The sequence below is a fragment of the Bradyrhizobium sp. AUGA SZCCT0222 genome (genome assembly GCF_018130205.1).
GTDB lineage: Bacteria > Pseudomonadota > Alphaproteobacteria > Rhizobiales > Xanthobacteraceae > Bradyrhizobium.
The window spans coordinates 83,812-106,959 of sequence record NZ_JAFCLX010000010.1; the positions used below are offsets into that span (position 1 = coordinate 83,812).

The 23,148-nt window shown below is 63.2% G+C and carries 22 protein-coding genes; 9 read left to right on the forward strand and 13 right to left on the reverse strand.

The genetic code is table 11. The features are described from left to right. Genes JQ629_RS11290 through JQ629_RS11315 form a run of 6 tightly spaced genes read right to left on the reverse strand, consistent with a single transcriptional unit; the run spans position 1 to position 5,141 of the window. On the reverse strand, positions 1-885 hold the full coding sequence (locus JQ629_RS11290) for a polysaccharide deacetylase family protein (RefSeq protein WP_212412723.1): 885 nt from the start codon (positions 883-885) through the stop codon (positions 1-3). Next, positions 872-1,684, reverse strand: a complete 813-nt coding sequence (locus JQ629_RS11295) for an ABC transporter substrate-binding protein (RefSeq protein ID WP_212412812.1) — start codon at positions 1,682-1,684, stop codon at positions 872-874. The genes JQ629_RS11290 and JQ629_RS11295 overlap by 14 nt, the downstream gene beginning before the upstream one ends. A 16-nt stretch (positions 1,685-1,700) precedes the next feature. Then, complete coding sequence (locus JQ629_RS11300; protein ID WP_212412724.1) at positions 1,701-2,465, reverse strand: amino acid ABC transporter ATP-binding protein; 765 nt, start codon at positions 2,463-2,465, stop codon at positions 1,701-1,703. Further along, positions 2,462-3,319 carry an amino acid ABC transporter permease gene (locus tag JQ629_RS11305; RefSeq protein WP_212412725.1) on the reverse strand — a complete coding sequence of 286 codons (858 nt, stop codon included), beginning with the start codon at positions 3,317-3,319 and terminating at the stop codon, positions 2,462-2,464. The genes JQ629_RS11300 and JQ629_RS11305 overlap by 4 nt, the downstream gene beginning before the upstream one ends. Beyond that, positions 3,316-4,140 (reverse strand): ABC transporter substrate-binding protein, encoded by an 825-nt coding sequence (locus JQ629_RS11310; protein ID WP_212412726.1) that lies wholly within the window; start codon positions 4,138-4,140, stop codon positions 3,316-3,318. The genes JQ629_RS11305 and JQ629_RS11310 overlap by 4 nt, the downstream gene beginning before the upstream one ends. Before the next feature lie 41 nt (positions 4,141-4,181). Next, positions 4,182-5,141: an N-carbamoyl-D-amino-acid hydrolase gene (locus JQ629_RS11315; RefSeq protein WP_212412727.1), complete on the reverse strand. Its 960-nt coding sequence runs from the start codon at positions 5,139-5,141 to the stop codon at positions 4,182-4,184. A gap of 149 nt (positions 5,142-5,290) precedes the next feature. Between JQ629_RS11315 and JQ629_RS11320 the strand changes: the two genes are divergently transcribed. Next, complete coding sequence (locus tag JQ629_RS11320) at positions 5,291-6,190, forward strand: LysR family transcriptional regulator (protein WP_212412728.1); 900 nt, start codon at positions 5,291-5,293, stop codon at positions 6,188-6,190. 28 nt (positions 6,191-6,218) lie between these two features. Here JQ629_RS11320 and JQ629_RS11325 read toward each other — a convergent pair whose 3' ends face one another. Genes JQ629_RS11325 through JQ629_RS11335 form a run of 3 tightly spaced genes read right to left on the reverse strand, consistent with a single transcriptional unit; the run spans position 6,219 to position 8,751 of the window. Continuing rightward, positions 6,219-7,259: a 5-oxoprolinase subunit C family protein gene (locus tag JQ629_RS11325; RefSeq protein WP_212412729.1), complete on the reverse strand. Its 1,041-nt coding sequence runs from the start codon at positions 7,257-7,259 to the stop codon at positions 6,219-6,221. After that, positions 7,256-7,984 carry a 5-oxoprolinase subunit B family protein gene (locus JQ629_RS11330; protein ID WP_212412730.1) on the reverse strand — a complete coding sequence of 243 codons (729 nt, stop codon included), beginning with the start codon at positions 7,982-7,984 and terminating at the stop codon, positions 7,256-7,258. Before JQ629_RS11330 ends, JQ629_RS11325 begins: the two co-directional genes overlap by 4 nt. Further along, positions 7,981-8,751, reverse strand: coding sequence for a 5-oxoprolinase subunit PxpA (locus JQ629_RS11335; RefSeq protein ID WP_212412731.1), 771 nt, complete (start codon positions 8,749-8,751; stop codon positions 7,981-7,983). Before JQ629_RS11335 ends, JQ629_RS11330 begins: the two co-directional genes overlap by 4 nt. A 318-nt stretch (positions 8,752-9,069) precedes the next feature. On the opposite strand from JQ629_RS11335, the gene JQ629_RS11340 reads away from it, so the two are divergent. The 3 genes from JQ629_RS11340 to upp are packed head-to-tail and all read left to right on the forward strand — an operon-like array spanning position 9,070 to position 12,220. Continuing rightward, positions 9,070-10,320, forward strand: coding sequence for a GTP cyclohydrolase II (locus JQ629_RS11340; protein WP_212412732.1), 1,251 nt, complete (start codon positions 9,070-9,072; stop codon positions 10,318-10,320). A 30-nt stretch (positions 10,321-10,350) separates the two neighbouring features. Continuing rightward, on the forward strand, positions 10,351-11,574 hold the full coding sequence (locus JQ629_RS11345) for a URC4/urg3 family protein (protein ID WP_212412813.1): 1,224 nt from the start codon (positions 10,351-10,353) through the stop codon (positions 11,572-11,574). Positions 11,575-11,590: 16 nt separating this feature from the next. Next, a complete protein-coding gene (gene upp / locus JQ629_RS11350) occupies positions 11,591-12,220 on the forward strand; it encodes a uracil phosphoribosyltransferase (RefSeq protein ID WP_212412733.1) in 630 nt (209 codons plus the stop codon). Positions 12,221-12,235: 15 nt separating this feature from the next. On the opposite strand, the gene JQ629_RS11355 is transcribed toward upp, so the two are convergent. Next, on the reverse strand, positions 12,236-13,072 hold the full coding sequence (locus tag JQ629_RS11355) for a hormone-sensitive lipase (protein ID WP_212412734.1): 837 nt from the start codon (positions 13,070-13,072) through the stop codon (positions 12,236-12,238). A gap of 186 nt (positions 13,073-13,258) precedes the next feature. Between JQ629_RS11355 and kynU the strand changes: the two genes are divergently transcribed. Together kynU and kynA are read left to right on the forward strand one after the other, a co-directional pair. Then, the gene (gene kynU / locus JQ629_RS11360; protein WP_212412735.1) at positions 13,259-14,452 is read left to right on the forward strand and encodes a kynureninase; all 1,194 of its coding nucleotides are present in this window, start codon (positions 13,259-13,261) and stop codon (positions 14,450-14,452) included. After that, complete coding sequence (gene kynA, locus JQ629_RS11365) at positions 14,449-15,288, forward strand: tryptophan 2,3-dioxygenase (protein WP_212412736.1); 840 nt, start codon at positions 14,449-14,451, stop codon at positions 15,286-15,288. Before kynU ends, kynA begins: the two co-directional genes overlap by 4 nt. 170 nt (positions 15,289-15,458) lie before the next feature. Here kynA and JQ629_RS11370 read toward each other — a convergent pair whose 3' ends face one another. The 3 genes from JQ629_RS11370 to JQ629_RS11380 all read right to left on the reverse strand — a co-directional run bounded on the left by JQ629_RS11370 (position 15,459) and on the right by JQ629_RS11380 (position 18,341). After that, positions 15,459-16,241 (reverse strand): aspartate/glutamate racemase family protein, encoded by a 783-nt coding sequence (locus tag JQ629_RS11370; RefSeq protein WP_249119012.1) that lies wholly within the window; start codon positions 16,239-16,241, stop codon positions 15,459-15,461. A 79-nt stretch (positions 16,242-16,320) separates the two neighbouring features. Next, positions 16,321-17,508, reverse strand: a complete 1,188-nt coding sequence (locus tag JQ629_RS11375) for an ABC transporter substrate-binding protein (protein ID WP_249134974.1) — start codon at positions 17,506-17,508, stop codon at positions 16,321-16,323. A gap of 263 nt (positions 17,509-17,771) precedes the next feature. Then, on the reverse strand, positions 17,772-18,341 hold the full coding sequence (locus tag JQ629_RS11380) for a winged helix DNA-binding protein (RefSeq protein ID WP_212412737.1): 570 nt from the start codon (positions 18,339-18,341) through the stop codon (positions 17,772-17,774). Between the two features lie 74 nt (positions 18,342-18,415). On the opposite strand from JQ629_RS11380, the gene JQ629_RS37715 reads away from it, so the two are divergent. From JQ629_RS37715 to JQ629_RS11400, 3 genes are read left to right on the forward strand one after another with little or no spacing between them, the layout of a single operon-like run. Then, positions 18,416-21,250 (forward strand): ABC transporter permease subunit, encoded by a 2,835-nt coding sequence (locus tag JQ629_RS37715; protein WP_349631250.1) that lies wholly within the window; start codon positions 18,416-18,418, stop codon positions 21,248-21,250. After that, positions 21,247-21,966 carry an ABC transporter ATP-binding protein gene (locus JQ629_RS11395; protein WP_212412738.1) on the forward strand — a complete coding sequence of 240 codons (720 nt, stop codon included), beginning with the start codon at positions 21,247-21,249 and terminating at the stop codon, positions 21,964-21,966. The genes JQ629_RS37715 and JQ629_RS11395 overlap by 4 nt, the downstream gene beginning before the upstream one ends. Before the next feature lie 5 nt (positions 21,967-21,971). Beyond that, entirely contained in the window at positions 21,972-23,141 is a 1,170-nt protein-coding gene (locus JQ629_RS11400) for a thiolase family protein (RefSeq protein WP_212412739.1), read from the forward strand. The last annotated feature ends 7 nt before the right edge of the window (positions 23,142-23,148 follow it).

The window sequence follows — 23,148 nt, forward strand, 5'->3', positions numbered from 1 at the left end:
TCAGCGGCTGGCGGCTTCGTGACGGCTGAAATTCGCCGCGATCGCTTCGCCGGTCGTGATCCACAGATCGGGGCAGGATTTGGCGTAAGTGAGAAATTCCCGCAGCAGGCGCAGCCGCATCGGGCGGCCGCTGCATTGCGGATGCAGCACGGTCGTCACCATCGCCCCCCAATCTCTGATCTCGTCGAGCTCATCCTTCCAGATCGAAAGCACATGCTCTTTCGGAAAGATCGGCCGCGGGCTGAACCGGGCAGACAGGCCGTGCATCCAGTCGTCATAGCTTGCGGTCACCGGAAGCTCGATCGTGCCCGGCCGGCCATCCGCCAGCTGATGGCGGTAAGGCCGCACGTCGTCCCGAAACGAGGAGGTATAGACGATGCGGTGGCGCACCAGCGCCACGCGCAGTTCTTCGGTGAATTCGCCGTAAGGCGCCCGATAGCCGGTCGGCTTGACACCAAGGCGACGCTTCAGCGCCTCAAAACCTCGCTCCAGTTCTTCCTCGATCCAGGGATCGCCCGGATCCGGCAGCAAATGGTGATAGCCGTGATGGCCGATCTCGTGGCCGGCCTTGAGAATGGCCTCGGCCATCGCGGGATGCGCATCCACCGACCAGCCGGTGATGAAGAACGTCGCCTTCAGATCAAGCTGATCGAGCAGTTCCAGCAGCTTCGGCGTGCCGACGCGCGCCTCGTAGCCGCCATAGCTCATCGTGATCAGGCGCTGGGCGTGGGTTGCGTCCTTGCTGGTCCAGGCGCTCTCCGCGTCCACGTCGAAGGAAAGGAACATCGCCGAGGTATAGGGCTTTGGCCAGGGATACTCCGGCGCCATCGGCGCGGTGTTCGCCGGTACCAGCGGAATGCTCGCGAGCGCTTTACTGTCCTGCATTGATCATCGCCTTTTCTACGCCGTAGTCGGTCAGTTTCCATTTCGCCAGCAACGCGCGGTAGGAGCCATCCGCGATCAAGCCGTCGAGGGCCTCCACGAACGCCTTCTGAAGCACCGTCTCCTTCACACCCAATGCAAGTCCGGTGAACTGGACCGCGAAAACCTCGCCGACCGGAACATAAGTCCCGGGCTCGAGGTCCATGATGTAGGGAAGCGTCTCGCCGCCCTGAACGGCTGCGTCGAGCCGTCCCTGCCTGAGCTGGGTCCGGGCATCGGCCGAGCCTTCGGTGCCGACGTATACAATCGGATTGCCGCCGCAATTCGCGTCGCTCCAGGCGGCGATCAGTTTCGGAAACGACGTGCGGCGGCTGGCGCCGACCTTTTTTCCGCAGAACGCTTTCGTGTCCTTGAACTCGGCGGCCCGCGATTGCTGCACAAAGAAGCGCGGACCGTTGCGGAGGTAGTCGACAAAGGTCGCCGTATCCTGCCGGCTCGCCATGTCGGTCATCCCGGACAGGATCGCATCCACCCTCCCCGTCGCAATCGCGGGCATCATCTGGTCAAAACTGGTTTCCTGCCAGACGATCTTGAGCCCGAGCTTGCGGCCGAGCGCCTCGCCGAGCTCGACGTCGAAACCGGCCAGCGTGTTGGTCGCCGGATCCTTGAATTCCAACGGCGGATAGTTAGGCACGATCGCGACCTTGATACTGCCCTGCTTTACGATTTCCGGAGGCAGCTCGACCGCCATGGCTGAGCTATCGGCGGCACAGAGGAACGCCGCTGCAAGAATACGTTTGATCATGAAAATGTCCCCATCAGATCACCGCGGAAAGAAACGATTTTGTGCGCACCTCACGGGGCGCGCCGAGAACTTCGGCAGCGGGCCCGGACTCCACGATCGCGCCATGGTCCATATAGATGACGGTGTCGGCGACCTCGCGCGCGAAGCCGAGTTCGTGCGTCACCACCATCATCGTCATGCCGCTGCGGGCAAGCTCCTTCATGACGCTGAGCACCTCTCCGACCAGTTCGGGATCGAGCGCACTGGTCGGCTCGTCGAACAGCATCAGCATCGGCTTCATGGCAAGCGCACGGGCGATCGCCACCCGCTGCTGCTGCCCGCCGGAAAGCTGAGAGGGATAGGCATCGGCCTTCGCCACCAGTCCGACCCGCCGCAGCAGCTTCATCGCCTCCACCTGCACCTCAGCCCGGTTGCGGCCCTGCACCTGCACCGGACCTTCGGTGATGTTTTCCAGCGCTGTCCTGTGCGGGAACAGGTTGAAGCGCTGAAACACCATGCCGGTCTTCAGGCGCTGGCGCGCAATCTGTCGCTCGGTGAGGCGATGCAATCGCCCGCCCTCTTCCCGCACGCCCAGCAACTCACCATCGAGCCAGATGCCGCCGCTGTCGACGGGCGTAAGCTGGTTGATGCAACGCAGCAGCGTCGTCTTGCCCGACCCTGACGCACCGATCAGGCAAAGCACCTCGCCTGCCCGGACGTCCAGCGAGACCTTGTTCAGGGCCTGAAACTCCCCGAAATTCTTGCTGACCGATCGGATGGCGACGAGGGGCTGGGTCATCGGGTGATCTGCAACGATCCACGCGCGAAGCGTCGCTCGAGCAGCATCTGCAGAGGCGTCAGAATTGACACGACGAGCAGATACCACGATCCGGCGACGATCAGCAGTTCGATCACGCGCGAATTCGCGTAATAGATGTTCTCCGCGGCGTGCAGCACCTCCGGATACTGGATGACACTCGCCAACGACGTCGCCTTCACCATGCCGATGAATTCATTGCCGAGCGGCGGGATCACCACCCGCATCGCCTGCGGCAGAATGATCCGGCGCAGCGCGCGCAGCCGCCCCATGCCGATCGCCTGCGCGGCCTCATATTGTCCGACGTCGACCGACAGCATGCCCGCCCGCATCACTTCGGACGTATAGGCGCCCTGATTGATGCCAAGGCCGAGAAGGGCTGAAAGGAATGGCGTCATGACGTCGACCGCCCGGGCCTCCCACAGGCCGGGAATGCCGATCGTCGGAAACACCAGCGCGATGTTGAACCAGAGCAGCAGCTGCAGGATCAGCGGCGTGCCGCGGAACAGCCACGTATAGCCGGCTGCGACCGATTTGAGCACTGGATTGGGCGACAGCCGCATGATCGCGGCGACGACGCCGAGCACGATGCCAAGGGCCATCGCAAGCACCGCCATCACCATGGTGTTGACGATGCCTTCGAGGATCGCCTTCGCAGTCAGGAAGCGGCCGACATAGCTCCATTCGATCTGACCGTTGACGAAGGCGCGACCGATCGCGGCCAGCACCACGAGAATAGCCGCCGCGGCAAGCCAACGCTGCCAATGCGCCTGACGCGCGACCGTCATGCCAGAAATGTCGGGGAAGCCTCCGGCCAGCGCTGGCGCCGTTCTCATTGCGTGGCCGCGTTCATCATCGGCTGGCCGACCGCGTTCGCTCCGAGCCCCCATTTGTCGAGGATGGCCTTGTACGAACCATCCTTCATCATCACGGCGAGGTGCTCCGTCACCACCTCGCGCAGCGCCGCATCGTCTTTCCGGAACATGATGCCCTGATAGCCGGTGGAGAACGGCTCACCGATAATACGGTATTTCCCGGCCTCCTGTGCCTGGGCGTAGGGCAAGGTCTCGCTGCCTTGCACCGCGGCATCGATGCGGCCCTGCTTGAGCTGGTTGCGGACATCGATGCTGTTTTCGCCCGGAACATATTGCACGGCGGGCTTGCCGGTCACTTCGCAGTTGTGCTTGCTCCATTTCTCGATCTCGATCGGGAAGCTGGTGCTACGCGTCGTCCCGACCTTCTTGCCGCAAAGGTCGATGGCGGTCTTCGCTGCATTTTCAGCCAGAACGAAGAACTGCGGACCTGTCGCCAGATAGTCGATGAAATCAGCGGTCTCGCGCCGCGAGGCGCGATCCGAAATGCCGCTGATGATGAAATCCGCGCGCTTGGTCTGTAATGAGGGGATGAGCTCGGCGAACGGCGTTTCGCTCCAGATGATCTTCACGCCGAGGCGTTTCGCAAGCTCGTTCGCGAGATCGATGTCGAGCCCGACGAGTTGGTTCGTCGTCGGATCGCGATACTCCATGGGCGCGTAGGTCGAATTGACCGTCAGCCGCAACGTGCCCGCCTGCTTGATCGTTTCAGGCAGTTCGGCGGCCTGCGCAGCTGTAATGGCAAGGAGAGCGGCGAAACCAGCGGAGTACCAGAGGCGTGTCATATCAGCTCCTTCGGCCCGCGGCCGCGACTGGACGCATCATGTTAAATCGCATCGAGATCGGCCGGTTCGACGACGCCCGCGCGCTCCGTAATGGCCATGTATTGCTCCGGCCGCCGATGCGCGGCGAAATTGAACATCTTGTCCTTGCCCTGGCGACAGAGATCGAGGTCGAGGTCGGCGACGACGACCTCGTCGGCGAGTGTCTGCGCCTCTGCAACAATCCGGCCATTCGGATCGACGATGCAGGAGCCGCCGATCAGTCCGGAGCCGTCCTCGTTCCCTGCCTTGGCGACCGAGATCGCCCAGGTCGCGTTCATGTAAGCGTTGGCCTGCGTTACGAGCTTTGAATGGAAGGTACGCAGCGCCGCATCTTCGGAAACACCGCCGTTGGGATCGTAGGCCGCGGAATTGTAACCGATACACACCAGCTCGACGCCCTGCAGGCCCAGCACGCGCCAGGCTTCCGGCCAGCGGCGATCGTTGCAGATCATCATGCCCATGATGGCATGGCGCCAATCCGCCCCCGCTCGAAAGGCAGGAAATCCGAGATCACCATATTCGAAATAGCGTTTTTCGAGCTGCTGGTAGCGTGCGCCGGCCCGCGGCTCGACCGAACCGGGCAAATGCACCTTGCGATAGCGGCCGAGAATTTCGCCGTCGCCATCGACCAGGATCGAGCAATTGAAGCGCTGACCATCGGATGTCAGCTCGGCGTAACCGACATAGAAGCCGATCCGCAGCGCCCGGGCGCGATCGAACAGGGGCTGCACGGCCGGATTCGGCATGCCGCGCTCGAAATAATGCTCGAGCGCTTCACCCTCGATCAGCCATCGCGGGAAGAAGGTCGTAAACGCCAGTTCGGGAAAAACCACCAGCGTTGCGCCACTCGCCGCTGCCGCCTCCAGCAGTTCCAGCATCCGGCCAAGCGTATGCTCTCGCGGATCCGCTTTTTGCGTCGGCCCCATCTGAGCGGCGGCGGCGCGGAGAACTCGAACCAACATTGCCTCCAATCTGAGCGGATTGCTTACGCAGGAGGCGGACAAGCCCGCTCCGGCAACGCCCCGATGCAGAGGTGATTACGCGAAAGCGCGGACCAAAACGCAATCACTCGTGCTATGATATTTTCACCGAGACAATAACCGGTGGTTATATGAACCTGCGCCAATTGGAGATCCTGCGGGCGGTCATCCGCCATCGGACCACGGTGGCGGCGGCCGACGAACTGGCGCTGTCGCAGCCGGCCATCAGCAATGCGCTCAAGGCGATGGAAGCACAGGCAGGTTTCGCCTTGTTCGAGCGCGTCAACAACCGGCTGTTCCCGACATCAGAGGCGATGACACTCTACAAGGAAAGTGAAGCGATCTTTGCGCTGCACGCCAAGCTCGAAAATCGCGTGCGCGATTTGCGGGAGTGCCGCACCGGCCTTCTATCGATCGTGGCGACGCCGCCGCTGGCCTACAGCATCATTCCACACGCTCTATCGGACTTCCTGCGCCGCCGTCAGCAGACGCGCGTCTTCTTCGACGTACGGCGCTACGAGGGTATCATCGACGGCGTCACGAGCAGGGTCGCAGAACTCGGCTTCGCGCTTGGGCTGTCACATCATCCCGGCATCGCGCACGAGGTGGTTCACACCGGCGAAATGGTCTGCGTCTTGCCGCCGAACCATCCGCTGGCCGAACGGCCGGTCATTTCAGCCACCGACCTCGTCGGCTTGCCCTTCATCGGGCTGGAGCGCGGTACGCGATTGGGTGAAGCCGTGCGCGAGAGTTTTGCGCAAGCCGGCGCTCCGTTCCAGCCGACCGTCGAAGTGCGATACTGCAATACCGCCTGCGTGCTGGCGGCCGCCGGCGTAGGCGCTGCGGTCGTCGATCCATTTTCGCCGCGCCAGGGCGGCGGCCAGGGCCTTATCGTCCGGCCGTTCACGCCAAAAACCGTGGCCGTGGCGTATATGCTGTGGTCTGAGGCGGAGCCTCTGTCGCGCCTGGCCAAGGCGTTCCTGAACGAAGTCCGGCAGGCGAGCCGCGCCCTGGACCAGGACGGCGCTTAGGCATTGAACCCCGTTGATGGCCGGAGCCTCATCCGGAGGCCTCAGCGCCGACAACACCGTCGATCAGATTGAGGCCAAGCAGGAATTCGGAGCTGAGTTCGGTGCGCGTCAGCGGCTCGACGACAATGCCGCGCGCCAGCAACGCGGCCTCGCTGCGGCGCGCTTCGACCGCCTGTCCGATCGTGACCGCCGCGAATCTGAACACCGCTCCCGGTCGCGCCTGCGCCAGCCGGCCAAGATCGGGACCGATGATGGTGGCGATCTTCGGATAGCCGCCGGTGGATTGACGATCGGCCATCAGAACGATCGGCCGGCCGTCTCCCGGCACCTGGATCGCCCCCATGGCGATCCCGTCAGACACGATGTTGTAGCCACGCGCGTGCGTCAGCCGGGGTCCGTCAAGATAATACGCCATGCGATCGACCTTGGCGGAGACCGTCCAGGGCCCGGCAAGAAACGCGGCGATCTGGTCGTTGGCGAAGTAGTCGTGCTGAGGGCCCAGGACCACGCGAATGGTTTCGAGGGGACGTTCGAGCCATGGTGCTGCGATGGCGCTCAGCGACGATGTCGAAGAAGCGGATCGCTCGATGGCGAGACGATCGCCCGCGGCAAGCGCGCGCCCATTCACGCCGCCGAAGCCGGTGCGCGTGTGAGTGGCGTGAGAGCCCAGCACCTTTGGCACGATAAAGCGGCCCGCCACCGCCAGATAGCACCAGGAGCCGCGACCGCCGGCGCGAATTTTCAGCACGGCGCCTGCCTCCAGATTGAGTACCACCGCCGGTGGGAGCGACCTGCCGTCGAGGCTGAGCGAGAATTCGCCGCCGGCAACGGCGACACAGAGCGGTCCGGATTCAGCGGTCACCTCTAACCCACCGACGGATACTTCGATCGCGGTTGCGCCCGCGGGATTGCCAACCGCAAGGTTTGCCGTCGCATGCGCCAGTTGATCCATCGGGCCCGCGGCAGTGACACCAAAGCGCAGATAGCCGTACCGGCCGGCGTCCTGCAGCGTCGCACCCGGCCCGGCCGACAGGATGCGAAAAATCGCTTCCGAAGCGTCAGCCTTCATGCGGCACGCTTGCGGGCAACGACTTCGCCGCTCGCCGCCCGTTGCGCCAGATCGCGGAAAGTCGAAAGATCGATCGGCTCGAACCGCACGAGATCGCCCGCCTGGATCAGAAAGGCATCCTTGCGTTCCGCGGCAAAGAGGCGCTCCGGCGTTTGGCCGATGACATACCAACCGGTCGGCATCACGAACGGCACAACGGTGCCAAGACCACCTCCGATCGACACCGCACCAGCCGGATGCGGCGGCCTCGGTGTAGCGCGGCGCGATATCTTCAGCTGCTCGGGTACGCCGCCCAGATAGATTTGGCCAGGCGTGAAACCACACATATAGACGCGATACGTCGCCTTCGTATGCAAAGCGACGGCGTCATCCCGCGTGAGGCCGAGAATCCTGGCGGCCTCGTCGAGATCCTCGGCCAGCGCGGGATCGTAACAACAAGGCAACGTCCAAATGGTGCCCTCGCCCCGCCATTCGGTAAGACCCGTCATCATACGGCGCACGATGGCAACCAGCGTTTCCCTGTCAATCTGCAGAGGATCGTAATGGATCATGAGCGAGCGATAGGTCGGCACGAACTCGCGCGTGCCAACGGGAGGATCGGCACGCAAAGCCGCGTCGAGGGCGAGCACCCTGTCGTTAATCACGGGATCAACGGTATCACCGAATTCGACGACGAGGGCGGCTTCCCCCGCGTCGAGAAAGCGCGGGTCGATCTGCAGCGTCATGCGGCCATCGGTTTAAAGGGTTTCAGCGCGATACCGGCCTGCTCCAATCGCGCGCGCACGAGGCTGGCGGTCGCAACCGCATGATCGGAATCGCCATGAACGCAGATCGAACGGATCGGCGTCGGCAAATGCTTGCCGCTTGCGGTGATCACCGCCCCCGCCTCGACCATCGCGAGCACGCGCGCGGCAGCTTCTTCAGCGCCTTCGATCATCGCACCGGGCTGGCCGCGCGGGATCAATTGCCCGGTTTCGGTGTAACCACGGTCGGCATAGATCTCCTGATGAATTTCAAGTCCCGCGGCTTCACCGGCCGCAACCAGCTCCGTCACCGCGATGGCCAGCAACGCCAGATTGGGATCGACCGCCCGCACCCCCCGCGCTACCGCGTCCGCAACGTCGCGTTCCTCGCAGGCGATGTTGCCGAGCGCGCCATGGGTCTTCACATAGGTGATACGATGACCGGCGTAAGCCGCAAGCGCCATGGCCGCCCCGATCTGGTAGGCGATGAGCCTTTCGATCTCGCCATTCGAGAACGGGAGACGGCGGCGGCCAAAACCCCATAGATCCGGAAACCCGGGATGGGCTCCCACCGCGACGCCGCGCTTGCGCGCGACGGCAAACGTCCGCGCCATCACCTCGGGGTCGCCGGCATGAAGCCCGCAGGCCACGTTGGCCGAGGTGACGATGGCGAGCATAGCGTCATCGTCCCCGCAGCGATAAGTCCCAAATCCTTCGCCAAGATCGGAATTGAGGTCGACGGTTGGCATGGCGGTCTCCTGAGCGTTGCTGATGTCCGCAATCGAACGTCACCTTCGCCGCGAAACACGGGATCGTAAAGTCGGGAGGCATCGACCGATGCCGATATCTGCCCTGCAATGCTGCGGGGGCATAAAAACAGGCATCGCGGCACCGCACCCAAAAGGTTAACAGGCCGGGAGGGCCTCCGTGGCGCGTTCTGACCGCCGTTGTAATCGGCAAAAATTTGATTATATTGCTCTCTCAGCTGCAACCGCTGCTGAATGTAACGTTGGTGTGACCAGGCCCGTCTGTCCAGGCGGGCCGTCGCCGTTTCAGGGCTCGTAGCGATGACTCGTTCCAATCGGGTTGACCATATTCGCATTACGTCGCACCCGGCTCCGGGTGCCAAGCTCAACTTTCCAATCAGCTGGGGCGCCGCCAGCGCGCGTGAGCGCGGACCGGTGATCGGAACGGTGTCGCGCCCGCAGGACCGCAACGTCATCGGCACCCATGGCGGCTCCTATTCAGTCTATCGGGCACTGGCCGTCTCCTCCGGGGCGCTCGATCCGATCCGGCGCCCGGATCTCACCAACACCCACCCCGCCGAAACCGTCGGGCCGTTTCCGCAATGGTCGGATCCGCAGAAAATCGTTTCGCTGGATTCATGGGGGCATCTCGCCGCCGAAAACTTTGCAACCGAAATCGCCGAGGGCATCGATATCCGCCCCAGCATCGCGATCACCCGCGCGCGACTCGACCTGCCCGAGCTGCAGGACGCGATCAAAGCCGGACGACTCAAGCAGGACGGCGATGTCGTTCACAAGAACGGCAGCGTCTCCGTGGTCAAGATCGCGATCGATCCGGTCTGGTATCTGCCGGGCCTGGCGGAGCGCTTCGCGACCACCGAAAACAATCTGCGGCGGCAATTGTTCGAGCAGACCGCCGGCATGTTTCCGGAACTGGTGACACGGCCCGATCTGCAGGTTTTTCTGCCGCCGATCGGCGGCACGACGGCTTATCTGTTCGGCGACGTTACCAAGCTGCCGGACCACCGTACCAAGATCACCTGCCGCGTGCATGACGAGTGCAACGGCTCCGACGTGTTTGGTTCTGATATCTGCACCTGCCGTCCGTACCTCATTCACGGCATCGAGGAATGCGCGCGCGCCGGCCAGACCGGCGGTCTCGGCATCATCATCTACAATCGCAAGGAAGGCCGCGCGCTCGGCGAAGTCACGAAGTTTCTGGTCTACAACGCGCGCAAGCGTCAGGAAGGCGGCGATGCCGCGGCCCAGTATTTCGAGCGCACCGAATGCGTCGCCGGCGTGCAGGACGCCCGGTTCCAGCAATTGATGCCGGATGTGGTGCATTGGCTCGGCCTGAAGCGGATCGACCGCTTCGTATCCATGAGCGACATGAAGCACGACGCGCTGACCGGCCAGGGCATCGAAATCGTCGAACGCGTGCCTATCCCCGACGACATGATCCCAGCCGACGCGCATGTGGAAATCGCGGCAAAGAAAGCCGCCGGCTACTACACGCCCGAGCCGCAAGAAAGTCCGGACAATCCGGTCGGCCGTCCGCTCGAAAAATTTTGAGAGGGCGCTGTGTCCCCCGCAGATCCGGAGATTTCGGCCGCGTTGTCATTGCTGAACGCCAGCGCGGTCCGTAAGCGGGCGCATCGCATGCTCGCAATCGGCCTTGACGACAGGCTGCCGAATTTCCGTGTTCACCTCGATCGCATGGACAGCGCCGTCGATTTGGTGCTGGAGACCACGCGCAAGGCCTATCCCTCCTTCGACGTTCCCTTTCATTCGCGCTGGCGGCACTTCGTTACCAATGGGGATAATCGCTGGGCCGATATCGCCGGCCGGACCAAATGGCTCGGTCGGGCGGCCCGCGCCCGGGCCGAATTCGATCTGGCGATCGTCAGCGTCTTCCTCGATGCCGGTGCCGGACCGTCGTGGCGCTACCACGATCCGAAAACCGGATCTGACATCGGCCGTTCGGAAGGATTGGGGCTCGCCAGCCTCGCGATGTTCGCGGGCGGCGCATTCTCCGCCGATCCGCAGGAGCCGCTGCGCGCCGATGGCGAGATCCTTGCAAATCTGGCCGTCGCCGACCTCGAGAGCGGCATGCAGGTCTCGGATACCAATCCGCTGGTCGGAATGGACGGTCGCGCTGAGCTATTGCGCCGGCTGGGCCGGCTGGTGGTCTCAAAGCCGGATGTGTTCGGCAGCCAGGACACGCCGCGGCCCGGCGGCCTGTTCGATCGATTGGCGAAACTCGCCTACGGCGGACAGCTTCCCGCGCCAACCATTCTTGTGGAGTTGCTGCAACAGCTCGGCCCAATCTGGCCATCGCGGCTGACGTTGGGCGGAATCCCGCTCGGCGACTGCTGGAAGCATCCAGCATTGACGACAGCGGATGCGACAAATGGACTTGTGCCGCTGCATAAGCTCTCGCAATGGCTGGCTTACTCCCTGATCGAGCCGCTGCAAACGGCCGGCATCACCGTGACCGATATCGATGGTCTCACCGGCCTCGCCGAATATCGCAATGGCGGACTGTTCATCGATACCGGCGTGCTGGCGTTTCGCGATCCGGAGTCCGCGCAAAGGGAACACGAGGTCGCGTCACCTCTGGTCGTGGAATGGCGTGCGCTGACAGTGGCGCTGCTTGACCGCATCGCCGATGGTTTACGACACCGGCTCAAAGTCGATGCCACCTCGATGCCATTGGCAAAAATTCTCGAGGGTGGCACCTGGGCGGCGGGTCGATTGCTGGCGCGCGAACGCCGCGCCGACGCTTCGCCGCCGGTGAAAATTATCAGCGACGGCACTGTTTTCTAGATCTGGGATTGGCAACATGGACGGCGTCACGATCGTTAGTCACCCGCTGGTGCAGCACAAGCTAACGCTGTTACGGAGAAAAGACATTTCGACCAAGTCGTTTCGCGAACTCCTCAAGGAGATCGGGATGCTGCTGTGTTACGAAGTCACCCGTGACCTGCCGCTGGCCGACGTCGAAATCGAAACGCCGCTTGCGCGGATGATGTCGCCGCAGATCGCGGGCAAGAAGCTGGTGTTCGCGCCGATACTGCGCGCCGGCATTACGTTTGCCGACGGCATGCTCGATCTGGTGCCGACCGCGCGTATCGCGCATATCGGTCTTTACCGCGAGCCGGAAACCTTCGTTGCCGTCGAATATTTCTTCAAGGCCCCGAGCGATCTGCACGAGCGACTGGTGATCGTGATTTCACCGATACTGGCAACGGCGAACTCCGCCGTCGCCGCGATCGACCGGCTGAAAGAACGCGGCGCCAACGACATCAGGCTGGTGTGCCTGATCGGCGCGCCGGAGGGCGTCGAGCGCGTGCGCGGCATTCACCCGGACGTTCCAATCTGGCTCGCCGCGATCGACCAGGGGCTGGACGACAATGCCTTCATCGTACCTGGTCTCGGCGACGCTGGCGACCGCGCTTACGGCACCAGATAACTCACCAAGCGCAGGCTACACGGCATCGGCCAAGAGAGTTCGGACGATCGGATGATTCCGGTCGGCCAGGCCGTCGATGACGTTGAAATGGTGGCGACCGGGTTCCTCGATCGTGCAGGTCTGCGCGCCGAGCCCGGTCCAGATGTTCGCAAGCAGGGCGTTCTGTCGGACGAATTCCGGGCGCTCCGTGCTGCCCACCCAGCAAGTCACCCGGGCTCCAGGCAAAGGCCGCAACAGCACGGGGCTTTCAGTTTGCGCTTCGGCGTCGTCGATCCGAAGATCGGCATTCATCGCGGTGTTCAGCATTGGGCGAAGGTCATGGACGCCCGAGATCGAGACGGTATTGCGAATGCGCGCGCGGGCGACCTCCGACAGCGGCGAAGTCGCCGAAATCATGCGCGTGACCAGATGTCCGCCTGCGGAGTGGCCTGTCAGGAAAATCGAGCCTTCCACCATCGAGGCTGCCTGCGCGATCGCAGCGGCAATCTCGCGTGTAATATCGGCGATGCGAACCGCCGGACAAAGCGTGTAGGAAGGCATCGCCACCGCATAGCCGCTTTCGACGGCGCCGCGCGCGAGGTGCGACCAAAAACTCTTGTCAAGGGCGCGCCAGAACCCGCCATGGACGAAAACGACCAGTCCCTTGGGTTGGCCCTCGGGACGGAACAGATCGAAGCGGTTTCGCGGCCGCTCGCCATAGCCGATATCAAGCGTCGCGCGGCCACTACCCCCTAGTTCATCGCGGTAGGCCTGGGCGGGTTGCACCCAGGCCGCCGGCCAGCGCTCACCACCGGGGATGTTCGGGCCATTGGCGTAGGCGTCGTTCCAGTCGGAAATCTGATGAAAGATCATGCGGGTCGGTTTCCGTTTGGTCTTGAGTAGCCGGCGCAGACGCCTACGATCAGGATTCAGTTCGACGATATCTACTCACATCGGCCGCCTGCAGGACAAGCCCAAAAGTATTTTAGGCATATAACTTATAGGTTTGAAACAATTCGCCGCCATGCGAGTATCCGCCGCCTGCGAACGAGGCCAATGATGACCGATTTCACGCGAACGCGATCCCTGTTCCATATGCCGGATGGCGTCATCTATCTCGACGGCAACTCGCTCGGTCCCCTGCCCGTTGCGGCGACCGATCGCGTCCGCAGCATGATGTCCGAGCAATGGGGGAAACAGCTTATCAGGGGCTGGAACAGCGCCGGCTGGATGGCTCAGCCGCGCCGCATCGGAGATCGCGTCGGCCGGCTGATCGGTGCGCCTGAAGGCACCGTGGTGATCGGCGACACCCTGTCGATCAAGGTCTATCAGGCGCTTGCCGCAGCGCTCGAACTCAATTCCAGCAAGCGTGTGATCCTGTCGGACAACGGCAACTTTCCAACCGATCTCTACATGGCCGAGGGTCTGCTCAGATCGCTCGACCGGGGATATCAGCTCAAAATTGTCGCTCCCGAGGAAGTCGAAGACGCCATCGACTCGACGATTGCGGTGCTGATGCTGACCGAGGTCGACTATCGCACCGGCCGCCTTCACGACATGAAGGCCTTGACGCAGAAAGCGCACGCCGCCGGCGCATTGACGGTTTGGGACCTCGCCCACTCCGCGGGCGCCATTCCGGTCGATTTGTCAGGTGCCAAAGCCGACTTCGCGGTCGGCTGCACCTACAAATATCTCAATGGCGGCCCCGGCGCGCCGGCCTTCATCTATGTCGCACCTGACCATGCCGACGCGGCGCGGCCGGCGCTTTCCGGATGGATGGGGCATCAGGCGCCGTTTGCCTTTGATCTTGATTACCGGGCCGGCGCCGGCATCGAACGGATGCGGGTTGGAACGCCTCCCGTCATTGCGATGGCCGCGCTCGACGCAGCGCTCGATGTCTGGGAGGGCGTCAGCATGAACGAGGTCCGCAAGGCGTCGATCGCGCTGGCCGATCTGTTCATCCGCGAAGTCGAAGCCCGCTGTCCGGAACTGGCGCTGGCCTCGCCGCGGGACGGCAACAAGCGCGGCAGCCAGGTGTCGTTTCGCCACGCCAACGGCTACGCGATCATGCAGGCGCTGATCGCGCGCGGCGTGATCGGCGATTTTCGCGCCCCCGACGCGATCCGCTTCGGGTTTACACCGCTCTACATCGGCGAGGCCGAGGTTCGCGCGGCGATCGATGCGATCGAGGACGTCGTGAACAATCGCCGCTGGGATGCCGCGGAGTATCGCAAAATGGCTGTCGTGACATGACCGAAAAACCATACGACCCCTCCCGCGAGGGAGCCCAGATGTCGTTCGACGGGCGGATGTCCTACAGCGATTATCTGCATCTGGAACGCGTATTGGACGCGCAGGAACCGCTTTCGGATGCGCACGACGAACTTCTGTTCATTATCCAGCATCAGACCTCCGAACTCTGGATGAAGCTGGCGATCCATGAAATCCGCGCCACCATCAAGGCCATCCGCAACGACAAGCTCCAACCCGCCTTCAAGATGCTGTCGCGCATCGCCCGGATCTTCGAGCAGCTCACGGGCGCCTGGGATGTTTTGCGGACGATGACGCCGAGCGAGTATACCGAATTTCGCGACCAGCTCGGCCAGTCGTCAGGCTTCCAGTCGTACCAGTACCGGGCTATCGAATTCCTCGCCGGCAACCGCAATGTTGCAATGCTTGGCCCTCATGCCCACCGCGGCGACATCGTCGCGAAGCTGGAGGAGATTCTGAGCCAACCCAGTCTCTATGACGAAGCGTTGCTTCTGCTGGCGCGCAACGGCTTCGACATCGGCGAAGATGCGCTTCGAACGGATTGGCGAACGACGCGGACCGCAAATGACAAGGTGCTGGGTGCCTGGAAGACCGTCTACGCATCTCCCGAAAAACACTGGATGCTGTACGACCTGGCCGAAAAACTGGTCGATTTCGAAGACTATTTTCGCCGCTGGCGCTTCAACCATGTCACCACGGTCGAGCGCATTATCGGCCTGAAGCGCGGCACCGGCGGCACGTCGGGCGTATCCTATTTGCGCAAGATGCTCGAGGTCGAACTCTTTCCGGAGCTTTGGAAAGTGAGGACAGAGCTTTAGGGGCACCGATCTCGCGGGGCGGCGATCGCTCTATCTCCCGTCATCCTGAGGTGCGCGCTCTTGCGCGCCTCGAAGGATGAACGCGGCCCGTGGCCCATCCTTCGAGGCTCGCCCAGCGGTGCAGTGCACCGCAAGGCTCGCACCTCAGGATGACGTCCGCGCCAATCCAACTAGCCGAGCTTCGGATGCGTCATGAATTCCTCGATGATCTCCGCTGGCGGCTTCACGAATTCCCCCGCACGGCTGACGCCGAGGCCGGTGAGACGGCGAAGTTTGACCGCCATTTCGGCCATCTTCACCACGATCGGTATGCCGTTGATGACAGGCGCGCCGTCGATCGCGTGATTGCGGAGCGCAGCAAACAGCAGCATCGGGATTCCGCCGCCCGGGATCAACACTTCGACACCCTTGGCCACCAGCGGCCGCGCCTGTTCGGCGAACAGCTCTTCGACCTCACGCGCCAGCGCTTCCGATTCATAGGCCTTCAAGATCTGCCCCGGCTCGAACGTCATGGCGTGGGTGCCGGCAACCCGGCGCTCCAGCCCGTATTTGGTGATCTGGTGGTGGAACCAGGGAATGTAGCGGGGATTGATCGTGATGATGCCGCTGCGCTGGCCGAGCTGGCAGCCGTGCAGCATCGACGATTCGCCGAGCGCCAGAACCGGAATATCGACCACCGAGCGGGCTTCGTAGAGACCTGCATCCTGGAAGTGGCCGATCACGAAGGCATCGTATCCCTCGCGCTCGGCCCGCACCGCGTTGCAGATCACTTCCCGCGCACAACGGAACTCGACGATGGCGTGGGCATAGGAATCGTGCGGCGTAATGCCCTTGATGTCGATCGTGGTGCCGGGCTCGACAATGTCATCGAGATGTTTACGCAACCGATCCCAATAGGTCTTGCCGTTCTCGTAATCGACGTAGCTCTGGTACCAGATGCGGATCGGCTTCATGGCAGGCGTCTCCTTCCGCGCGCGTCCCTAGGGACGGCGCGGCGTTTGATGAATGCGGCGCGATCGTCGGGCCCGTGGCTCAGGCCAGCAGCTTCCACGCCCCCTTCTCGAGCGTGACGATGACGCGTGCGCGTTCGTCGACACCGGAATTGTCGTTCTGGGTATAGTTGTAGACGCCATGCGAGCCCACCACGTCCTTGGTGCGGTAGAGCTCATCGCGCAACGCTGCGCGGAAGGCAGGCGTGCCGGGCGGCGTCGACGCGAGCGCGCGCTTCGCCGCGGCGGCGAAAACCAGCCAGCCGTCGAAGGAATAGGCCGAGAAGGCGTCGGTCGAGGCCACGTTGTTGGCCTTGAGGTGAGCGGCGCGGAATTCCAGACCGACCTTCTTCACCGGATTGCTATCGGGCAATTGTTCGGCGACGATCACCGGCCCGGTCGGCGCCAGGACGCCTTCGACGGCAGCACCGCCGACCCGGATGAAGTCAGGGTTGATCAGGGCATGCGTGCCATAGATCGGGCCGCGAAAACCGCGCTCGCGCAGCGCCAAAAACGGCAGCGCCCCCGGCGTTCCCGAACCGCCGGTCATGACGGCATCGGGCTGGGCGGCCATGATCTTGAGCGTTTGTGCGGTCACCGTGGTATCGGGACGCGCATAGCGCTCGTCGGTCAGGATCTTGATGCCAATGGGCGCGGCCGTCTTGGACAGCGCGTTGAAGACGAGATCGCCCCAGGCGTCGCTGAAGCCGATATAGCCGAGGCTCTTGATGCCGGCTTTTTGCATTTGCGCGACCACCGCCGCGACCATCAGCGGTGGCGGTTGCGGAATCGAAATCGCCCAGAATCCGCCGTCACCCTTGCCCGCTGTCGGCGGAAGCGGCGAGATGGAAACGAACGGCACCTTCTGCTCGCCGGCGACCGCCGCCATCGCGACCGAGCCCGGCAGGCCCGACGTCCCGATCAACAGGTCGACCTTTTCTTCTTCGACTAGCTTGCGGGCATTGCGCGTGGAAGCCGATGGATCGCCACCATCGTCCATCTGGACCAGCCTGATCTTATGGCCTTCGATCGTGTCGAGGTAAGCCATCGCAGCGGCAATGCCTCTTGAATAGGGAATGCCGATGGAGGCGCCCGGTCCGGTCTGACCGGTCACGAAACCGACGGAGATGGGAGCGGACTGCGCCCGAAGGATCGCGGGAGCCGCGACGAAACCGGAGAGTGCTGCACCGCCGATGAGAATTTTTCGGCGCGAAATCATCTGTCTGCTCATCGTCGCTACCTCCTGTTGGGCCGCCGGTCAGTCGACGGAGGCCGGGCTACTGAAGCAGTGGGAGACCGGAGCGATGGCAGGCCGACGGCGGCATGGCCGCCGCTTCATCCCCGCGTCGTGGCTTGATTTATTGTTCACAGCCGCGCCATCCGCCATTCCGGACAAAAATTGTTTTAGACATAAAATATAAAAGCGTGCAGTATGGCCCCAGTCAAGAGGCAATTCACATGATCAACTTACCGATTAAAGTTGCAATTCATGCCTTATGGCCGAAGGCCGAGGGTGTCGCCGATCTGGCTCGACAGGATCGTGCTGGCCTGATCGTAGAGACCGGTCATCACGTGGAGGATCGAGGTCGCCTGCTGCAGTGCGTCCTGGGTGCCCGACATGCTGCCGACCAGACGCACCAGGGTGTCGCGCCGGTGCTGCAGATAAGCGTCGACGATGGCACGGCCGGACTCGGTGGGCACGTAAGTGGTGTTGCGGCGCGAGGCTCCGTTGCTCGCTTTCTCGATAAAGCCCAGGGAAAGCAGCTTTTTCAGCCCGTATTGCAGGTTGGCAAGGTCATCGCGATGCAGAAGCCGCGCCACATCGCTCAGGCCCTTCGGCGTGCCGTTCAGATGAAGCACGTGCAGGATCGAGGCCTCCGTGCCGCCCAGCGCGTTCGTTGGCATGGCGCCCAGACAATCGCGCCGCCAGCGCGCGAACGCCGAACCGAAATGCCAGGCGGCATATTCGAACGCGTTCACGGTCTGCTCGATCGGCGAAATTTCGGCGGCCGGCTCCGTGACTACTGCCGATATTTGCGCCGAAACTGCTTGTTTTTTGGCCACAGAATGCCTCCTCAAATATCAATTTCAAACAGCAATTTAATGTATTAACCTGACTAATCAAGGTGCTGGATCGCATGACGACTGAAATCGCCATCATTCTGCTGCTCGATGGGATCGCCAATGGAGCGATCTACCTGCTGGCGGGCCTCGGCCTCGTGCTGATTTTTTCGGTCACCCGCGTCGTGTTCGTGCCGTTCGGCGATATCACCGCCTTCTGCGTGCTCTCGATCGCCGCGTTCGAACTTGGCCGGGTGCCGGGCACGATCTGGGTGGTCGCGATCCTGGCCGTCATCGCGACCGTAGTCGATGCCGCCGGTCACTACCGATCAGGTGAACACGCGCGGATCCCGCGTTCGTTTTTCATGTATGGCCTGCTGCCGCTTATTCCCTGCGTGCTGGCCTGGGTCGCCGCATCGTACGCCCTGCCCCAGGCGGTGCAGATCATTCTTGCGCTGGCGCTCGTGCTACCGATCGCCCCGCTGCTCGACCGTATCGCGTTCCGGCCCGCCGCCGATGCTTCCGTGCTGGTGCTGCTCATCATCGCGCTGGCCGTTCATTTCGCGATCAGCGGCCTCGGCCTGATGGCCTTCGGCGCCGAGGGTTTCCGCATTCGTCCATTGGTCAATGGCATCTACAGCTTCGGCGGCGTCATCGTATCGGCGCAGGTCCTCTTGATGCTGGTCACCGCCGCCCTGCTCAGCCTGCTGTTCTTCCTCTTCTTCGAGCGCTCGATGTCGGGCCGGGCGCTGCGCGCCACCGCGGTCAACCGCATCGGCGCGCGGCTCGTCGGTATCCGGCCGGCACGCACCGGCACGATCGCGTATTTCATTGCCTCGCTGCTTGCCGGCGTCTCCGCCATCCTGATCGGCCCGACCACGACGATCTATTACGATTCCGGTTTCATGATCGGGCTGAAAGCCTTTATCGGCGCCATCATCGGCGGCTTCACCAGCTATCCGATCGCAGCGCTCGGCGCCGTGTTCGTCGGTATCATGGAGAGCTTCGCCTCGTTCTGGAGCAGTTCCTACAAGGAAGTGATCGTGTTCGGCCTCTTGATCCCGGTGCTGCTCTGGCAGTCCTGGAAATCGGCCGGCCATGCCGATGAGGAAGGCGAGGAAATGGAGATGCCCGACGCGATCGCGCTGAGCGCGCCGCTTCGCATCGGCCTGATCAGCGCCGCCGTCATCGCCCTGCTGGTCGCCCCTGCACTGCTCGGCAGCTTCGCCATTACGCTGCTCAACTATATCGGCATCTCCGCGCTGGTCGCGCTTGGGCTGGTGTTGCTGACCGGCATCGGCGGCATGACGTCGTTCGGGCAAGCCGCCTTTGTCGGTATCGCCGCCTATGCGACGGCCTGGGCGACCGTGACGCTCGGATTGTCGCCGTGGGTCGGGTTGCTGCTGGCGCTGGCAATGACAGGACTTGCGGCACTGGCGATCGGCGCGCTGACGCTGCGGCTCGGCGGGCATTTTCTCTCGCTCAGCACGATCGCCTGGGGCATCTCGATCTATTTCCTGTTCGGCAATGTCCCGGGCCTCGGGCAGAACACCGGCATGGCCGGCATCCCGCCGATCACCATCGGATCGGTCTCACTGATTTCTTCGCAAATGATCTTCTACCTGATCTGGCTGATGGTTGGGCTCGCGATGCTGGCCAGCGCCAACCTGCTCAATTCCCGCGAGGGCCGTGCGATCAGAAGCCTGCGTGGCGGCGGCATTCTGTTGGCGAGCCTCGGCGTCAACATCTTTCGAATTCGCCTTGTTACCTTCGTGATCGCGGCCCTGCTCGCCGGACTGGCCGGCTGGCTCTATGCGCACATGAACCGGTTCATCAGCCCGGCCCCGTTCGACGTCAAGCCCGGTATCGAGTATCTGCTGATGGCGATGGCGGGCGGCGCCGGCCATATCGCGGGCGCTGTCGCCGGTTCCGCTTTGATCACGCTGCTCAAGAACTGGTTGCAGGATGTGCTGCCGCTGGTGACGAAGAACCCGGCGCAATTCGAGATCATCGCTTTCAGCGTTCTCCTTGTCCTGCTGCTGCAGAATGCCCGCGGCGGCCTCATCGCGTTCATCGCCAAGCGCCTGCCCAAGGGCACGCGCCCGGCGCCCGCGGCCGCCGAGGCGATGCCGCGCCGCGCGCTGCCGGAAAATGGCACGCTGATTCTGAACGTCGAAAATGCCGTGAGGACGTTCGGCGGCCTGACCGCCGTCAACAAGGTGAGTTTTGATCTCAAGGCCGGGGAGATCCTGGGCCTGATCGGTCCGAACGGCGCCGGCAAGAGCACGATGTTCAACTTGCTGACCGGCGCGCTGCAGGCCAATGCCGGCCGGATCAGTTTCCTGGGCGAGGACATCACCTACCGTCCACAGATGGAAATCGCGCGCATGGGCATCGCGCGCACGTTCCAGCATGTGAAGCTGCGGCCGAACATGAGCCTGATCGACAACGTCGCGCTCGGCGCCTATGCACGCACCGCGACCGGTTTCCTGAAGAGCGCGCTTCGCCTCGATCGCGCCGAAGAGCGGCGCACGCTGCACGAGACCCAGCGGCAATTGCAGCGCGTCGGCCTCGGCGACAAATCTTACGAACTCGCCGGCAACCTTCCGCTCGGCGGACAGCGCATTCTCGAAGTGGCCCGCGCGCTGGCGGCCGATCCCGTGCTTGTCGTGCTGGATGAGCCGGCCGCAGGCTTGCGGCCACCGGAGAAGGAAGCGCTTGCCAAGGTGTTGCGCCAGATTCGCGATGAAGGCGTTACGATCCTGATCGTCGAGCATGACATGGATTTCGTCATGGGCCTGGTCGACCGGCTGGTGGTCATGGAGTTCGGCTGCAAACTGGTCGAGGGAAATCCGGCAGCGGTCCGCGCCGATCCGAAGGTGCAGGAAGCCTATCTCGGAGGCGTATTATGAGCGCGATGCTCGAAATCACAGATCTTCATGTCGCTTACGGCAAGGTCGAGGCCGTGCGCGGCGTGTCGCTGTCGCTGCAGAGGGGTCAGATCGTCACGGTGATCGGGCCGAACGGCGCGGGCAAGACCACCCTTCTTGCGGCCACCATCGGCCTCCTGCCATCGCGCGGCCGGCTGATCTTCGAGGGCCAGGACCTGTTGAAGCTGGACGTTGAGGCCCGCGTCGAGCACGGATTCTGCCTGGTGCCCGAGACGCGGGAGTTGTTTGGAGAGTTGACGGTCTACGATAATCTCGTGCTGGGTGCCTATCCGCGCCGTTCGGATCGTGCCTTCGTTGACCGCGCGCTTGAGGAGACCTATGGACGTTTTCCTCGCCTTGCCGAACGTCGTTCCCAGCGCGCCGACACGCTTTCGGGTGGCGAACGCCAGATGCTCGCGCTTGGCCGCGCGCTGATGTCGGCGCCGCGGCTCCTGATGCTCGACGAGCCCAGCCTCGGCCTCGCGCCGCTGATCGTGCGCGACATCCTGCGCATCGTCGCGGGCCTGCGCGATGCCGGCGTCTCGATCCTGCTGGTCGAACAGAATGCGAAGGCGGCGCTCGAAATCGCCGACTACGGCTATGTCCTGGAAACCGGCGAGATCGTGCTTGACGGTGAAGCTAGCAGCCTGCTCGGCGACGCCCGCGTGCAGGCAACTTATCTTGGCGGAGGGCATTGACCGCCATGGCAAACCGAATTGCAAGCTATGACGGGGTCGCCGTCGCGGTTCCCGTCACCGTGCCCTATGAGCGCTTCTCCATCCGCGGCGCGCACTGGTTCATCGCCCGCGCGCTGAAGGCCCTGGTTGATGGCGCCGGGATCTCCAAGGATGAAATCGACGGCCTGTGCGTCGGGAGCTTCACGTTGGCACCCGACAGCGCCGTCGGCCTGACCCAGCATCTCGGCCTTTCGCCGCGCTGGCTCGATCACGTGCCGATGGGCGGAGCTTCCGGCATTGTCAGCCTAAGGCGTGCAGCGCGCGCGGTTCAGGCGGGTGACGCCGAGATCGTCGCCTGTATCGCCGGCGACACCAACCATGTCGACAGCTTCCGGCTCAGCACGGCGACCTTCAGCATGTTCGCGCAGGACGCGGTCTATCCCTATGGCGCCGGCGGGCCGAATACCAGTTTCGCCTTCCTCACGGCCTATTACATGCGGACCTATGGGGCGAAGCCTGAGGATTTCGGCAAGCTCTGCGTCGCGCAGCGCTCGAACGCGTTGCAGTTTCCCCATGCGCTGTTCAAGAAGCCTTTGACCCTGGACGAGTATCTTAACGCCCGGCCGGTGGCCGACCCGCTGCGGCTGTTCGATTGCGTGATGCCTTGCGCCGGCGCCGAAGCCTTTCTTGTCATGAGCGAGGACCGGGCCCGGCGCCTCGGATTGCCGCACGCGCGGCTGCGAGGTGCCATCGAGCGGCATAACGCCTTCCCTGATGATCCCGTGCAGCACCGCGGCGGCTGGGCGATGGACCGAGATCGCCTGTACGAAAGCGCAGGCATCGGGCCCGAAGACATCGACCTGCTCGAGGCCTATGACGACTATCCGGTCATCTGCGTGTTGCAGATCGAGGATCTCGGCTTCTGCGGCAAGGGCGAAGGGCCGGACTTCATTCGTCGCAACACTTTCGAAGCGAACGGCAGCTTTCCCTTCAACACATCGGGTGGACAATTATCTGTCGGCCAGGCCGGCGCCGCCGGCGGCACGCTCGGGATCGTCGAAGCGCTCCGGCAGGTCACGGGACAGCCGCTTGGCGCCCGGGTCGCGAACGCCCGTCACGCGCTGGTCTCCGGATTCGGCATGATCAACTTCGACCGGGGACTATGCACCGGCGCCGCCATTCTCGCCGCGACATGATTGGGAC

Coding starts and splice junctions, on each gene's coding strand:
- JQ629_RS11290 (WP_212412723.1), bottom strand. CDS start 885: ATGCAGGACAGTAAAGCGCTCGCGAGCATTCCGCTGGTACCGGCGAAC.
- JQ629_RS11340 (WP_212412732.1), top strand. CDS start 9,070: ATGACTCGTTCCAATCGGGTTGACCATATTCGCATTACGTCGCACCCG.
- JQ629_RS11315 (WP_212412727.1), bottom strand. CDS start 5,141: ATGTTGGTTCGAGTTCTCCGCGCCGCCGCCGCTCAGATGGGGCCGACG.
- JQ629_RS11330 (WP_212412730.1), bottom strand. CDS start 7,984: ATGACGCTGCAGATCGACCCGCGCTTTCTCGACGCGGGGGAAGCCGCC.
- JQ629_RS11375 (WP_249134974.1), bottom strand. CDS start 17,508: ATGAGCAGACAGATGATTTCGCGCCGAAAAATTCTCATCGGCGGTGCA.
- upp (WP_212412733.1), top strand. CDS start 11,591: ATGGACGGCGTCACGATCGTTAGTCACCCGCTGGTGCAGCACAAGCTA.
- JQ629_RS11300 (WP_212412724.1), bottom strand. CDS start 2,465: ATGACCCAGCCCCTCGTCGCCATCCGATCGGTCAGCAAGAATTTCGGG.
- JQ629_RS11395 (WP_212412738.1), top strand. CDS start 21,247: ATGAGCGCGATGCTCGAAATCACAGATCTTCATGTCGCTTACGGCAAG.
- JQ629_RS11335 (WP_212412731.1), bottom strand. CDS start 8,751: ATGCCAACCGTCGACCTCAATTCCGATCTTGGCGAAGGATTTGGGACT.
- JQ629_RS11310 (WP_212412726.1), bottom strand. CDS start 4,140: ATGACACGCCTCTGGTACTCCGCTGGTTTCGCCGCTCTCCTTGCCATT.
- JQ629_RS11325 (WP_212412729.1), bottom strand. CDS start 7,259: ATGAAGGCTGACGCTTCGGAAGCGATTTTTCGCATCCTGTCGGCCGGG.
- JQ629_RS11355 (WP_212412734.1), bottom strand. CDS start 13,072: ATGATCTTTCATCAGATTTCCGACTGGAACGACGCCTACGCCAATGGC.
- JQ629_RS11400 (WP_212412739.1), top strand. CDS start 21,972: ATGGCAAACCGAATTGCAAGCTATGACGGGGTCGCCGTCGCGGTTCCC.
- JQ629_RS37715 (WP_349631250.1), top strand. CDS start 18,416: ATGACGACTGAAATCGCCATCATTCTGCTGCTCGATGGGATCGCCAAT.
- JQ629_RS11320 (WP_212412728.1), top strand. CDS start 5,291: ATGAACCTGCGCCAATTGGAGATCCTGCGGGCGGTCATCCGCCATCGG.
- kynA (WP_212412736.1), top strand. CDS start 14,449: ATGACCGAAAAACCATACGACCCCTCCCGCGAGGGAGCCCAGATGTCG.
- JQ629_RS11305 (WP_212412725.1), bottom strand. CDS start 3,319: ATGAGAACGGCGCCAGCGCTGGCCGGAGGCTTCCCCGACATTTCTGGC.
- kynU (WP_212412735.1), top strand. CDS start 13,259: ATGACCGATTTCACGCGAACGCGATCCCTGTTCCATATGCCGGATGGC.
- JQ629_RS11370 (WP_249119012.1), bottom strand. CDS start 16,241: ATGAAGCCGATCCGCATCTGGTACCAGAGCTACGTCGATTACGAGAAC.